Source organism: Bacillus sp. PS217, from assembly GCF_037963535.1.
In the GTDB taxonomy this organism is placed as follows: domain Bacteria; phylum Bacillota; class Bacilli; order Bacillales; family Bacillaceae; genus Bacillus; species Bacillus subtilis.
The window spans coordinates 1291944-1305417 of sequence record NZ_CP150157.1 but is presented as its reverse complement, the minus strand read 5'-3'; the positions used below and the strand labels follow the sequence as shown (position 1 = coordinate 1305417).

The window sequence follows — 13474 nt, the reverse complement described above, 5'->3', positions numbered from 1 at the left end:
TTTATATCAATTTGAATCTGAGATTATTTTTGGTTTTCGCGTTCGTTCATGACTTCAAGGTAGCTGTTAGCAAAACGGAACAACTTTTGAGCTTGAGGATCTTTCAGCATACGCAGCAGGCCGAAAAGACCAATTGTTTCGTTGCTTGCTTCCGCGCGGTCTTTTGCTTCGATCGCAGTCGCAGCTACTTCTTTCGCTGTTTCTTTTACAGGCTCAAGAATTTCAGTGATCGCACCGACTGTGTCGTTTTTTAACACTTCGTCAGTCGCTACAGACTGAGCGAAATCATAAGACTTCGTTAAAATATTGACTAACTCAGTCAGCTTCGGAAGCTGGTCAACTAAAACAGTCAATGATTCTTGAACTTCTGGCTTTAATAGCTGATCAATAAGATCTTGCTGGCTTTGGCTGACAGACGCATTTGTTTGATCGATTGTTTCTGGCATATCCAATTCTCCTTTACTATAAGCAGTTTGCTGATTTTTTTGGAAAGGGTAGTGCCTCTCCCTGTCTCACGCTTTTAAGGCATAAGAATAAGGATTGTGAATTCGTGCACAATCATTTACAAAAATAAATGTTTACTACCCAGTTTTTCATCTTGCCATATTCAGTATTATTTTTATCTAAAAATAAACAATTGAATAAGTCAAAATCCTTTACTCTCTCTGAAAATAGCAAACACAAAAAACTCCAATTCGATTACCTTCTATATGATAACACTTTTTGAACAAAATTTGAACGTGAATTGCTTCGATTATGAAATTAATTTATATGGAGCTCATGTCATATCGTTTCTGCGGCACTAGTTATTGACAATCCAGCAATTTCTCCCCTTCACTTTACCCATATTTCCAATAGAGGCTCTCTTTTTCCTGTGATCGGATCATTCGCCGGCAACGCCGCCTGCTTAATCTGTTTGACCGCTTCCTCCCGCTCATTCGGCTTCCCCGTCTTCATATCGTACTGAACGCCACCGGGATAGGCGCCAAGGACAGTAAAATCAGGGCTTGAGCTGAGCTTTTTATGTCCGACTCCGGCTGGAATCACGACTGCGTCGCCTGATTTGAAAGGGATGGCAGCCCCTTTTTCACCCCCAAACTGAATCACAGCCTCTCCCCTAAGGGCAATCAGGACTTCATGCGTATTGCTGTGATAATGATGGTATGGAAAAACACTCCCTGACCAGCTGTTTGACCAGCCATGCCGGGTGACGATCCGCTCTGCCAGTCCGGTGTCCTTAAGCGCGTTTTGATACACCACGAGCGGAAAATCAGGGTGATTCGGAATCCTGCCGTCATCCGGAAAGAAGTATGTCTGTGTCTCTCTTTCCATCAATTTCACCTCCCTTTTTTGTCTTCCACATATAGCGGTTCGCCAAACATGATGTTTTTCTCATGATTCCATTGATCTGCATGATACCGAATAGTATAGTATAAAAAAATAATGCCAGAATGAGGGATATCATGAAAGCTATCGTTATCGGAATATTGGCTTCACTCTTTTTCGCCGTTACCTTTATATTAAACAGAGCGATGGAGTTATCAGGAGGCAGCTGGCTTTGGAGCTCTTCGCTGCGCTTTATTTTTATGGTGCCATTTTTATGTTTGATTGTCATCATGAGAGGGACATTCACGCCTCTCTTACTAGAAATGAGGAAAAAGCCGTTTTATTGGATCAAATGGAGCTTCGTCGGTTTCGTGCTTTTTTACGCACCGATTACATTTGCGGCTGCATACGGTCCGGGGTGGCTCATAGCTGGAACCTGGCAAATTACAATTGTAGCCGGGGTGCTCTTATCTCCTTTGTTTTATGTCAAACAAGATATGCCGGGCGGTCCGCAGCTCATTCGCCAAAAGATTCCCCTGGTTTCACTTGGCACTTCCATGATCATCCTGATTGGAGCGGCTCTGATTCAGCTTCAGCATGCAGAATCGCTTTCTGGGAGGATGCTGCTTTTCAGTGTGCTGCCGGTTGTCATTGCGGCTTTTGCCTACCCGTTAGGAAACCGAAGAATGCTCGAAGAATACGGAGGCCGGCTTGATACATTTCAGCGCGTTCTTGGAATGACATTGGCAAGCCTTCCATTCTGGCTTATATTAGCAGCTTACGGCTGGTGGTCAGATGGCCTTCCAACAGCAAGTCAAACCGTTCAATCCTTTATCGTTGCCGTCAGCTCAGGCATCATTGCGACGGTTTTATTTTTCTGGGCCACTGATATGGTAAGAGACAATCCGCAAAAACTCGCAGCTGTTGAAGCCACTCAATCCGGTGAAGTGATTTTCGCGCTAATTGGTGAAATTGTTCTGCTGTCAGGCGTTTTCCCATCTCTATTATCATTTGCCGGTTTGTTCATTATAATAGCGGGGATGATGTTACATACCTTCGCTTCACAGCCGAGAAAACCGAAAAAGAAAGCACAGTCAAATCTGACTGCGTAGCATCTGCAGGAGAATGGGTGAAAGCCTGTTCTCCTTTATTTGTGCTACCAAAAGGAATCTGTTTCACGTTATAGTTAAATATAATGTCAGCCTACTTATATTGAAAGGTGATTATTGTAATGGAAGCAAACGATCAAACACAAAACATACCAGCCATCTCCTTCAGATCAGTCAGAAAAAGCTATAAACAAGATGGACAAACCTATGATGTGCTGCAGGATGTCACCGGAGACATTCAACAGGGCGCAATCGTAGCCGTTTTAGGCCCTTCCGGCTCAGGCAAAAGCACCCTCCTTTCTATGTGTAATTTAATGAGAACGCCTGACAGCGGCGAAGTCAACATATATGGAAAGGAAGTCAGAGAATGGAATGTCAATGAGCTGAGGCGAACGGCAGCCCTCGCGTTTCAATCGGCTCCCGTGCTCGACGGGACAGTGCGTGACAATTTAAGTCTTGTACAAAGGCTGCATCAATCCCAGCTGTACTCTCCTGAAAAGCTGGCTTCTCTTGCAGGGCTGCCGCCAGAGCTGTTAGACAGAAGCGCCAGAGACTTATCGGGCGGGCAGCGGCAAAGACTGTCACTGGCCAGAACGCTCTCAAATCCTTCCTCCATTCTATTGTTGGACGAAATCACATCGGCCTTGGACCCGGTTTCTGCTCTTGAGATTGAAGAACTGATCAAACGTCAGCATCAAGAGAAAAAATGGACAGTCATGTGGGTCACTCATAATATAGAGCAGGCAAAACGAATAGCCGATACCATTTGGTTTATGGCAGATGGCCGGTTGCTTGAAATCGCTGAAACCGACACATTTTTCTCCGCTCCGCAGCATGAAGCAGCGAAAGAATTTTTGAAGGGAGGCACTCGGTAATGGATTACCTTTCTCTCTCTTTAACGATGATCTTTGTTTTGATCGCCTTGTTTTTATCAAAATCCTTTAAAGCCGGTGTAGAAAAAGACATGATCATCGCCACCATCCGGGCCGCGGTGCAGCTGCTTATCATCGGTTATGTTTTGTCGCTGATTTTTCGCGGAGACCACCCTGTTTTTATCCTGCTGATGGTGCTGTTAATGCTCGCAGTGGCGGCGCAAAATGTCATCAAGCGAAAGAAAAATACTATCGGTTCGTTTTGGAGGGTGTTTGCCGCGTTAGCAATCGTAGAAATTGTGACGCAGGGAATTCTGCTGTCTCTTCATATCATTCCGCTTACGGCACGATATGTCATTCCGATCAGCGGGATGGTCATCGGAAATTCGATGGTGCTCTCAAGTTTGTTTCTAAACCGGCTTAACTCAGAAGCCGGCGTTCGCAAAGAAGAAATTCAATTAATATTGTCACTTGGCGGCACACCGAAGCAATCCATACAGCGCATTCTTACCTCAGCGATGAAAATGAGTATGATCCCGACGCTCGAAAGCCAGAAAACACTGGGTCTTGTCCAGCTTCCCGGCATGATGACTGGCCAGATTCTAGCCGGCGCGGACCCGATTCAGGCAGTACGCTTTCAACTCTTAATCGTGTTTACAACGATGGCCTCAGCCGCGCTGACTTGTGTAATCTTAAGCGTGCTGACATACCCATCATTATTCACCGTTCATCAGCAGCTGAAGCAGAATGAATGACAGACAAAAGCCGCTTTCCGAGGGAAAAGCGGCTTTTTGTACTTGTTATTCCTTTTCTTCATAATACTTGGCCAGCTCAACAATCATTGCACCCATCCGCTCAATCTCTGGCGCAAGCAGTCTCGTAATGCCCTCTTCCCGCAGTGCTTCAGCAGTCACTTTTCCGACAGCAGCTGCGATGGCGCGTTCTTCGAATACCTTCTTCACTTCATTGATATAACCTCGCCCCTTAGCAAAATCAAACAGGGAACGAACCTGAATGGCCGTTGTAAAACAAACGGCATCGATCTCATCGTTCATCAGCTCTCGGCATAACCGCTCCACCGTTTCCTCCTCCGGCGGGATGTGCTGATAAGGCAGAATCGGCAGGACAGACGCGCCTTTTTCTTCAAGAAATGCCATGAGAGCCGGCGCTTTTTCGCCATGAAGCTGCACCATGACTGTTTTTCCTGAAAAGTCGTGAGGCTCCAAAGAACGGATTAAGCCTCTTGTTGTCCCGTCTTCATCCGAAGCTTCCGGTGTGATCCCAAGCTTTTTCAACGCAGACAGCGTTTTGTATCCCCGGCATGCCGCTTTCGCTTGGCGAATGGCCTGCAGAAACTCATCTTTCAGTCCAATTTTCTCTGCCATATCGACAAGAGTCTCCAACCCGATGCCTGTCGTGAAAATGACCCAGTCAGCTTTTTCTTCCGCAAACGTCCGCAAATCCGGCTCCACCTGCTTCTCTGCTAAGTAAACTGTACCTTGGAGAGGCCGGATGACAGGTATTCCGCCCTGTTTTTCAATGATTGTACTGATTTCTTCCGTTTTTCGTGAGCCACCGATTGCCACACGTTTTCCAAGTAACCCTTTTCCCATACCCGTTTCCTCTCCTCTTTGCATAGGCTTTTTATGTATACAAGCTTATTAAAGCTATTTTGGCGCAAACCAAGGGAGAAATCAAGATAAACCCAAACCTCTAAAATCCATTGAATACGCCGGAAGCTTGCTGTAAGATAAACAGCAGACACGTCTTGTAACGGAGGGACGACATGGAAACAAAAAAAGAAGAATATGAAACAAAAGGCTACGATACATCGATCGTTTACGAATTCAATGAATATCCGGACGCCCGCAGCGGGCGCTGCGACAACTGTGATTACACACTGTTCAAAAGCTCTGTAAAAGGCGGAAAATTTCTTAGAGAATGCCGGAGATGCGGGATGAAAAAAAATATTTAAACAGAAAACCGAAATCAAATTGATTTCGGTTTTTATGTTTTTACTGCGGGACAGCGGATTTTTTCATAAACGCTTCAATCTCAGCTGCCGCACGCTCCGCTCCGCCAGCTTCTTTTACATCCTTTTGCATATTCTTGACGCGGGTGAGCAGCTCTTGATCACTGGATACAGCCTGAACCGCTTCCTGCAGGCTGGAAACAGTCACTTCCTCTTTCGGCAAATAAACGCCAAGGCCTAATTCATCAACCCGATTTGCAGTGAGCTCTTGCTCATACATTTGCGGAATGACGACAAGCGGCACACCTGCGTTCATCGCTTCCATCGTACTGTTCATCCCGCCATGAGAGATGAACAAATCAGCTTTCTCTAACACCTCAAGCTGCGGCACACTTTGGCGAATAGTAAAGTTAGCAGGAATATCCTCCAAGCTTTCTGGATCAATCGTTTTCCCAACCGACATGATCACTTGCCATGAAGAATCCCGAAATGCCTTGATGCACATCTTGTAAAATTCCGGCCATGCGTTAAACGCCGTACCCAAAGAAATCAGCATAAGCGGGCGATCATCCTTGTCAATCAACAGGCCTTCTTGTTCCTTTCGTTCTCCGAGAGAGGGGCCGACAAAACAGAAACGGTCATCGAACGTCTCATGCTGAATCTGAAAAGACTTCGGCATAAAGACAATATTTAATGCTTCCGGCACAGCTAACTGTTCAAATGAAACAGCCGGCAACTTCTCTTGCTCCAAGTAGGCTTTAAATTCAGCCTCTGCTTCTTTTATTTTCTTCAGCATGTCTTCATTTCCTAACTGAAAGGATTCATTTTGGGCATATGACGAACAGAGCTTAATGACCGGAACATTAAGCTTTTCAGCAAACAATTTACCAGCCAGCGCAACAAAGTCATAGATGATCAGATCAGGCTGATCACCCTTATATAACTCCTCAAGCTGCGGCAGAATGCTGAGTGATTCTTTCAAAAGGCTGAGGGGCGCGTCATTCTTTTCCATCATCTCCCTGATTTGCTTAGGATCAATATTCAAGGATGTATGATAGATCAATGCTTCTCCACCGGCTTGCTGAACAGCGGGCGCAAACTCCTCAGTCGTCGCGTACGTGACACGGTGCCCTTTCTCACAAAGCTTCTCTACTAAAGCAAGCGTAGGATTGACATGTCCGTACGCCGGGATATTGATCATCGAAATATGGTACTTTTTCATGAATCTCCAGTCTCCTTATCTATTACATTTTCACACGGAAGCTCTTTAATCCGTATATCACACTGTTTTCAATCGGAGTGATACTGACGCACTCCATATGAGGAAAAGCAGAAATCAAAGACGTTAACGCGATATTTGCTTCAAGACGGGCAAGCGGAGCCCCAAGGCAAAAATGGATGCCATGGCCAAACGCAATATGCGGATTGGGATGGCGGCGGATATCAAACATGTGCGGCCTGTCAAACTTCGCTTCATCACGATTTGCCGATGCCACAAACGCCAAAACCATATCACCTTCTTTAATTAGGTGCCCCCCGATTTCCGTATCCCGCTTGGCAATGCGTCTCAAAACCGGGGCGGGCGCTCTGAAACGTAAGGCTTCCTCGACCGCCTGAGGCATCAGTTCAGGATGGCTGCGCAGTTCCTCGTAAACGCCTGGCGTTTCTAATATGCTGTACATCGCATTTGAAATCAGGTTTGTAGTGGTTTCATTTCCGGCCACCAGCAGCAGCGTGCAAAACGGAATCAGCTCTTCACCGGACAGCTTCTCGCCTGTTTCTTCCGCTTTCACTAAAATAGAAATAATATCCTGTGCCGGTTTGTTTCGCTTTTCTTCTATGATGCCGGCAAAAAACGCAGCCAGTTCTTCCTCACACTTATCTCGTTCTTCCAAAAAGGCTTTTTCAGCTTCTTCACTTTTATCCTTCGGTGTACTGACCAGAAGATCAGACCATGCTTTAAACTGATCCATATGCGCTGAAGGCACTCCCAGCAGCTCAGATATCACAATAACCGGAAGCGGGTATGAAAAATCGTGAACAAGGTCAAACTCACTGCGCCCCTGACATTTTTGAATCAGTTCATCTGTGATTTCTTGAATTCTCGGTTCCCATTGCTTCATCACGCGCGGAGTGAAGGCTTTATTCACGACTGAACGGATTTTTGTATGCTTCGGCGGGTCCATGTTAATGATGGAATTTCCAATAGAGCTTGTCTGCTGCGGCATGTAACTGGAAAACAGCTCTTTATCCCCAACAACTTTTTTGACATCATCATAAAGAAAAACGCTCCACACTTGGTTTTCTTCATCAAAGGAAACAGGCGCATCCTTTCTCATCGATTCGTACCATGGAAACGGATGATACGCATCCTGTTTGTTTTTCCCATTGAGCAGCGCTCGCTGCAAGGCTTGCCGGCGGTTTAACACACTCATTATGGTCACTCCCCTTGAAAGAATTCAGCAATTAATGTTCCACTTCACCTCCCGCTTTCGAAAAAGAGAGGGACTACCACAAATAATTAAATTGATAACAGCAGGCAGGCGATCACGATGTTCGATGCAGGCATCATATATTCCCCCTCGAATTTCGTTCATCTTACCATAATCTTTCAATTTTTTTCTATTCTGCACTGCTGTTTTGGCTCACAACGTGACCTTAGGCATAAGCACGCAAATCCAATATGGATTCAATTGCACCGCTCCGCTCAAAAAACGTCTCTGTTTTCAACCAAATGCACTAACTCCAAAAATGACTTTCCCATTATGTAAAATAATTTGGTTCTATGATTAAATAGAAGGTAAAAGGTGAAGGAGAGAACAACGTGGCAGCACAGCCTGATTACAAAAAACAAGTTGTCGGAATCCTACTTTCACTTGCATTCGTACTCTTTGTGTTCTCTTTTTCTGAGAGACATGAAAAACCGCTTGTTGAGGGAAAAAAACAGGAAAACTGGCATACTGTCGTCGACAAAGCCTCTGTCAAAATTTATGGCAGCCGATTAGTTGAAGAAAACAAATTAAAGCAAAAACTCGGCCATAAACAAGCCGATTCTATTTTGACCCTTCTGAAACTCGCCAACGAAAAACACATTACATTATAAAAAAGAAAGAGCCCATAGGCTCTTTCTTTTTTAGTCGAATATCGTTTTCTTGTCCGGATGGCGCAAAAAGTCAAACAGCATGCTAAGCTGTGAGGGTGTGTTTCGTTTTGGAGAGAGCGGCGGGAGTCTGTCTTCCGGAAAAAAAGCGGCATGATTCGTCTCGATCCCTGTTTCCCCCTGCCCGCCCGTCATGCTGCATGCGATGAAGATTTTATAATAGTGATAAGGCTGAGGGGGATGAGAGTGTTTATGGCTGTCTAGCACGGCCAGCAATCGAGACGGCTCTGTATCGTACCCCGACTCTTCTTTGATTTCCTTGACGACGTTTTCAGCTGGCGATAAACCAATCTCGCAAAATCCACCCGGCAGCGACCACAGCTCATCATGCTTCTCCCGGACAAGCAAAATCTGATTCTCTCGGAATACTGCGCCGCGAACATCCGCTTTCGGTGTCGGATAGCCCTTCTCGCCTTGCCATAAATCAGTGATAAGTTTAATGTCCTTCTCCGAGTAATCCGCCATCATTTCCGCGCTAAGCTTCATTAGCTCTTCGTACCTCTCCCTGTCGTACACATCCTTGGAAAAAGCAAGCCCCGCCTGTGCGATCGCCCGAATCCGCTGTGCCCGTTCCAGCCATTTGGTTTGCACTTTTATCACTCATCCTTTCAAGTCAAGTTTTGCTATAAAAAATGCACGTTTTCCACAGATGAAAAACGTGCAACTGTAAATTAGCTTCTAATCTAACTTCACCAAGTAATCAATATCGTCCTTTACTCTCTCTTCTGTATTACTGCTATTTGTATCAGCTAAAAACGGATTATATACCAGTGTGTAATGTTTCTGTTCTCCTTTAGGGATGACATAACTGAGTACACCTGTAACCTTTTTCCCCGATACTAGTGTTCCTCCCATAAGGATTCTGCCCTTCTCTTCTATAGAAAAAACAGGCCGCACTGATTGATCATTCTTATCTCTTAAATCAAACCCGATAAAATTGTAGCTTATTGAATCTTTCCCTATATTTTCCATCGTAACTTCTATAATAAGCCGTTCCTCATCATCTTTTATTGTTTTTGTCTCCTCATTTACAGCTCCGCCAACATTCATATATTCACCTTTTTGCACTCTATCAACTTTATTCACTGTAAAATTCGTATGTCCTGCTTTAAATGTTTCTCCTATTTTATGTATTTGATCATCTTTTTTGGTCTTCGGCTCACCGCCTTTTTTCAATTCCTTATCAAGTTCCTTTTCAAGCTCTTCTTGCGATTTTTTCTCTTTCGGTTTTTCCTTCTCTGACGCATCGCTCGATTGGCTGCACGCTGAAAGCGCTAACCCGATCGTCAAGACAAATAATAGTAATAAGACTTTTTTCATGATTGTTCCCCCATCTAAAGTAATCGATTTCTATTATAAGCAGATTTTTCCTTTTCTTAACAGGTAAGAAAGTAACGATTATTTCTATCTCATTCATCACAATCTTACTTCTTCCTAGTATTTGAATATTTTTTACTAGTCCATTAGACCTTTTCATCAAAAAACCCGAGCTGGCTGAAGCCGCTCGGGCAGGAGGTCAATCTCGCTTATTCATTCCTCTTTTCTCTCGAGGCTCCTGATGATGTTTTTGGTGCTCGGGAGGCTGTGTCGTGCGTTCCAACTCCTTTGTATCTTGTCCCATTCCTTTTAAAAAGGAAAAGAGCAGTGTAATTGATTTGTTAATTTCCGGGTCTTTTAGCGAGCGGATAATATCAAAATAACCAGTCTTTTCTTCGCTGTTTTTCTGCTCTACAGCGCTTGCCACACCCGCATTCACTTTCAAAATGAGAGGCTCCAGCTGCTTCACGTCCAGCATGCCGAGTGTTCCAAACAAAAGAAGCAGATTTTTCAGCGTATTGGCTGTTTCCTCTGTATCTGCCTTTTTCACCAGGATATCAAGAACTTTATCCCCTTGGCCAAAAAGGCCGCGGAGCAACGGCAGGACACCGCGCTCGTTCATATGGCCCAGCATATTCAATGTTTCGAGAATCGCTTCTTTGTGATCAACTAGAGCATCTTCAATTTCCCGCAAATCACGCTTTCGCTGATCTTCTTCTGTTACCTCGATTTTTTGAATTCGTTTAATCGCTTTAGCCATTATGGCCCATCCCCCTTTTCACAGCGTCACCAGGGAAAATATAATCCTTCCGCGCCCATTTCTTTTGAACCTGCACACCGATTTGCGGCTGCGGATTGCCGTTGCGGTGGTTGATCTTAGGCAGCGGGCTGATTCCGTCGTGCTTCAAAATTTCCATCTTGGCCGATGTTTCTTTGTAAGCAGGCGTATCGGTATCCTTATCGGCATGGCTGCCTGTTAACAGGTTGATCGCTGCTTCCCCTGAATCGTTCATTGGCAGATATACTTCCTTCCCTTTGACTCGATCAGTAATCAGGCACTTCACTTTGACATTTCCGAAAGGCGATGTGAGTCTCACGAGGGTTCCGTCCTGAATCCCTCGTTCTGCCGCAAACTCAGGAGAAATTTCTAAGAACACTTCCGGTGTTTTCTCCGAAATCCCTTTTGATTTGTAAGTCAGGTTCCCTTCGTGGAAGTGCTCCAAGAGCCGCCCATTGTTGACATGGATATCATATTCCTCACCGAATTCCTTAGGCTCTGTCCACTGGACAGGGTAGAGAATGGCCTTGCCGTCCGGGAAAGGGAAGCGCTCTGTAAAGAGTAAAGGCGAATCCTTTCCATCAGCGTTTACAGGCCATTGCAGGGAATTATAGCCCTCAAGACGTTCATAGGTGACACCGGCATAAATCGACGACAGCTTGGCTGCTTCCTCCATAATGTCTGCAGGATGCTTATAGTGCCAGTCGGCGCCAAGCTTATTGGCAACCTCCATAATAATCTGCCAATCCGGCTTTGATTCACCCAGCGGTTCAAATACCTGATACAAACGCTGAATCCGGCGTTCTGTGTTTGTAAACGTTCCTTCTTTTTCAAGGCTTGGGCTCGCAGGAAGAACCACATCAGCAAACTCCGCTGTACGTGATAGGAAAATGTCCTGCACCACAAAGAAATCAAGCTTTTCATATGCGGCGTGTACATGATTGATGTTGGAATCCACCAAGCCCATTTCTTCACCTTTTACATACATCGCTTTCAGCTGTCCGGAATGGATTTTTTCAATCATTTCGTGGTTGGTCATACCCGGCTTCTTCGGCAGCGGCACGCCCCACGCCCGCTCGTATTTTTGGCGGACTTGTTCGTCCGTCACTTTTTCATAGCCCGGCATTCTGTCAGGCATGCTTCCGAAGTCACTTGCTCCCTGCACGTTGTTATGGCCGCGCAATGGGTAAGAACCTGCTCCCGGTTTTCCGTAGTTTCCTGTCACAAGCAGCAGGTTAGAGATCGCCGTGCTCGTGTCGCTTCCTCCAATGTGCTGTGTCACGCCCATCGCCCACAATGCGCACACACTGTCAGCTTGCCCGATCATCTCTGCCATTTGGATAAGGGTTTCTTGATCAATCCCGGTTTTCTCCTCAGCATATTCAAGTGTGTACGGCGCGAGGCTTTTTACATATTCATGCCGTCCGTTCACTCTTTCTCTCAAAAATCGTTCATCGGCCTTGCCGTTTTCTATTAAATATTTGGCGATCGCATTCAGCCAGACGATATCCGATCCGGCACGCGGCTGGACAAATAAATCGGAGCGTTCTGCCATTTCGTGTTTTCTGATATCCGCGACGATCACTTTCTGCCCTCTCAGCTTATGAGCCCGTTTAATGCGAGTGGATAAGACTGGATGCGACTCAGACGTGTTCGAACCGATAATCAAAACAAGGTCCGCTTGCGCGATATCTGTAATTGATCCTGAATCACCGCCATAGCCGACTGTCCGGAACAGGCCGGCAGTCGCAGGAGATTGGCAATAGCGAGAGCAGTTGTCCACATTATTTGTGCCAATGACACCTCTGGCCAGCTTTTGCATAAGATAGGATTCTTCATTTGTACATTTAGAAGATGTAATAAAAGCGAGAGAATCCGGGCCAAACGCCTCTTTTAATTCAGTGAACTTGCTGGCGATCAGCGATAACGCCTCCTCCCACTCTGCTTCACGGAAATGATCGCCTTCCCGGATCAGCGGCTTTGTCAGGCGTTCTTCGCTGTTGACGAAATCCCAACCGAACTTGCCTTTCACACAAGTAGAAATGCCGTTGGCTGGCGCTTCCTCCTGCGGCTCTACTTTCAGAATGTCTCTGCCCTTTGTCCAGACATCAAAGCTGCAGCCGACGCCGCAATACGTGCAGACGGTTTTCGTTTTTTTGATTCGTTCATCACGCATGGCCGATTCCATATCAGAAATGGCGAGAATCGAGCCGTAGCCTGTCTCTACGCCTTTCGTGATCTCGATCATCGGTCGCAGCGTTTCGTTATTGATGCCTGTTAAATATCCGGCTTCCCCTTCCATTCCTTTTTCCATCATCGCGTTGCACGGACAGACCGTTGAACAATGGCCGCATGACACACATGACGACTCATTGATCGGCACGTCGTTATCCCAAATGACGCGCGGGCGTTTCCGCTCCCAGTCAATGGTCAGCGTTTCAGTTACCTGAACGTCCTGGCATGCTTCAACACAGCGTCCGCACAAAATACATTGATCTGGATCATACCGATAAAACGGATGGGATTCATCCTTATGGTATGGCTTGTGATCAAACGGAATGCTTTGGTGATTGATTTTCATTTCCTTCACCGTATTATGTATTTCGCATCCCCCATTGTTGTAATCGCAAACTGTACAATAAAGCTCATGATTATATAAAATCTTGTCCATCCCGATGACCTGCGCTTTTTTCACGTCAGGTGAGAGCGTATCAATGATATCCCCATCCTTTAATTCAGCGGAGCACGACCTCTTCAGCTCACCATTGATGCTGACGATGCACGTATCACATGTCTCAATCGGCCCTAAGCTTGGATGATAGCAAACTTGCGGCACTTCAATCGAGCTGTTATTCAAAAGCTGCAGCACCGTCTGTTCCTCGGACGCTTCCATTTCAACGCCGTTTATTGTGATTTTTTTCTTGCCAGGCATCTCCATTC

At 45.7% G+C, this 13474-nt stretch carries 14 protein-coding genes; 5 read left to right on the top strand and 9 right to left on the bottom strand.

From position 1 onward, the window contains the following. Nucleotides 1-23: 23 nt before the first annotated feature. On the bottom strand, nt 24-446 hold the full coding sequence (locus NSQ83_RS06855) for a DUF1641 domain-containing protein (RefSeq protein WP_014663610.1): 423 nt from the start codon (nt 444-446) through the stop codon (nt 24-26). 388 nt (nt 447-834) lie between these two features. Next, nucleotides 835-1332 (bottom strand): cupin domain-containing protein, encoded by a 498-nt coding sequence (locus tag NSQ83_RS06850; protein ID WP_021479495.1) that lies wholly within the window; start codon nt 1330-1332, stop codon nt 835-837. Between the two features lie 131 nt (nt 1333-1463). Here NSQ83_RS06850 and NSQ83_RS06845 point away from each other — a divergent pair, with 131 nt between their 5' ends. From NSQ83_RS06845 to fetB, 3 genes are all read left to right on the top strand, one after another. Beyond that, nucleotides 1464-2438, top strand: coding sequence for a multidrug resistance efflux transporter family protein (locus NSQ83_RS06845; protein ID WP_198878883.1), 975 nt, complete (start codon nt 1464-1466; stop codon nt 2436-2438). A 119-nt stretch (nt 2439-2557) separates the two neighbouring features. Next, on the top strand, nt 2558-3310 hold the full coding sequence (locus NSQ83_RS06840; RefSeq protein WP_128441550.1) for an ATP-binding cassette domain-containing protein: 753 nt from the start codon (nt 2558-2560) through the stop codon (nt 3308-3310). Beyond that, complete coding sequence (gene fetB / locus NSQ83_RS06835) at nt 3310-4062, top strand: iron export ABC transporter permease subunit FetB (protein WP_029726247.1); 753 nt, start codon at nt 3310-3312, stop codon at nt 4060-4062. The genes NSQ83_RS06840 and fetB overlap by 1 nt, the downstream gene beginning before the upstream one ends. Before the next feature lie 45 nt (nt 4063-4107). Here the strand turns inward: fetB and NSQ83_RS06830 are convergent, their stop codons facing one another. Next, nucleotides 4108-4920, bottom strand: a complete 813-nt coding sequence (locus NSQ83_RS06830; protein WP_015715713.1) for a uroporphyrinogen-III synthase — start codon at nt 4918-4920, stop codon at nt 4108-4110. Between the two features lie 173 nt (nt 4921-5093). Here NSQ83_RS06830 and NSQ83_RS06825 point away from each other — a divergent pair, with 173 nt between their 5' ends. Next, complete coding sequence (locus tag NSQ83_RS06825) at nt 5094-5282, top strand: hypothetical protein (protein ID WP_003232781.1); 189 nt, start codon at nt 5094-5096, stop codon at nt 5280-5282. Between the two features lie 40 nt (nt 5283-5322). Here NSQ83_RS06825 and NSQ83_RS06820 read toward each other — a convergent pair whose 3' ends face one another. Next, nucleotides 5323-6501, bottom strand: a complete 1179-nt coding sequence (locus tag NSQ83_RS06820; protein ID WP_038427605.1) for a glycosyltransferase — start codon at nt 6499-6501, stop codon at nt 5323-5325. 22 nt (nt 6502-6523) lie between these two features. Next, the gene (gene yjiB, locus NSQ83_RS06815) at nt 6524-7714 is read right to left on the bottom strand and encodes a monooxygenase YjiB (protein WP_042974215.1); all 1191 of its coding nucleotides are present in this window, start codon (nt 7712-7714) and stop codon (nt 6524-6526) included. A gap of 389 nt (nt 7715-8103) precedes the next feature. On the opposite strand from yjiB, the gene NSQ83_RS06810 reads away from it, so the two are divergent. Beyond that, nucleotides 8104-8382: a hypothetical protein gene (locus tag NSQ83_RS06810; RefSeq protein ID WP_198878882.1), complete on the top strand. Its 279-nt coding sequence runs from the start codon at nt 8104-8106 to the stop codon at nt 8380-8382. Between the two features lie 30 nt (nt 8383-8412). Here the strand turns inward: NSQ83_RS06810 and NSQ83_RS06805 are convergent, their stop codons facing one another. From NSQ83_RS06805 to fdhF, 4 genes are all read right to left on the bottom strand, one after another. Then, the gene (locus tag NSQ83_RS06805; protein WP_198878881.1) at nt 8413-9039 is read right to left on the bottom strand and encodes an NUDIX hydrolase; all 627 of its coding nucleotides are present in this window, start codon (nt 9037-9039) and stop codon (nt 8413-8415) included. Nucleotides 9040-9117: 78 nt separating this feature from the next. After that, entirely contained in the window at nt 9118-9759 is a 642-nt protein-coding gene (locus NSQ83_RS06800) for a DUF4352 domain-containing protein (RefSeq protein WP_198878880.1), read from the bottom strand. A gap of 196 nt (nt 9760-9955) precedes the next feature. After that, entirely contained in the window at nt 9956-10516 is a 561-nt protein-coding gene (locus NSQ83_RS06795) for a DUF1641 domain-containing protein (RefSeq protein WP_076457826.1), read from the bottom strand. Next, entirely contained in the window at nt 10509-13466 is a 2958-nt protein-coding gene (fdhF, locus tag NSQ83_RS06790; RefSeq protein ID WP_204551486.1) for a formate dehydrogenase subunit alpha, read from the bottom strand. Before fdhF ends, NSQ83_RS06795 begins: the two co-directional genes overlap by 8 nt. Between the last annotated feature and the right edge of the window lie 8 nt (nt 13467-13474).

Excerpts from the sequence above, each read along its gene's own strand:
- NSQ83_RS06855 (WP_014663610.1), bottom strand. The coding sequence starts at position 446 with ATGCCAGAAACAATCGATCAAACAAATGCGTCTGTCAGCCAAAGCCAG.
- NSQ83_RS06850 (WP_021479495.1), bottom strand. The coding sequence starts at position 1,332 with ATGGAAAGAGAGACACAGACATACTTCTTTCCGGATGACGGCAGGATT.
- NSQ83_RS06845 (WP_198878883.1), top strand. The coding sequence starts at position 1,464 with ATGAAAGCTATCGTTATCGGAATATTGGCTTCACTCTTTTTCGCCGTT.
- NSQ83_RS06840 (WP_128441550.1), top strand. The coding sequence starts at position 2,558 with ATGGAAGCAAACGATCAAACACAAAACATACCAGCCATCTCCTTCAGA.
- fetB (WP_029726247.1), top strand. The coding sequence starts at position 3,310 with ATGGATTACCTTTCTCTCTCTTTAACGATGATCTTTGTTTTGATCGCC.
- NSQ83_RS06830 (WP_015715713.1), bottom strand. The coding sequence starts at position 4,920 with ATGGGAAAAGGGTTACTTGGAAAACGTGTGGCAATCGGTGGCTCACGA.
- NSQ83_RS06825 (WP_003232781.1), top strand. The coding sequence starts at position 5,094 with ATGGAAACAAAAAAAGAAGAATATGAAACAAAAGGCTACGATACATCG.
- NSQ83_RS06820 (WP_038427605.1), bottom strand. The coding sequence starts at position 6,501 with ATGAAAAAGTACCATATTTCGATGATCAATATCCCGGCGTACGGACAT.
- yjiB (WP_042974215.1), bottom strand. The coding sequence starts at position 7,714 with ATGAGTGTGTTAAACCGCCGGCAAGCCTTGCAGCGAGCGCTGCTCAAT.
- NSQ83_RS06800 (WP_198878880.1), bottom strand. The coding sequence starts at position 9,759 with ATGAAAAAAGTCTTATTACTATTATTTGTCTTGACGATCGGGTTAGCG.
- NSQ83_RS06795 (WP_076457826.1), bottom strand. The coding sequence starts at position 10,516 with ATGGCTAAAGCGATTAAACGAATTCAAAAAATCGAGGTAACAGAAGAA.
- fdhF (WP_204551486.1), bottom strand. The coding sequence starts at position 13,466 with ATGCCTGGCAAGAAAAAAATCACAATAAACGGCGTTGAAATGGAAGCG.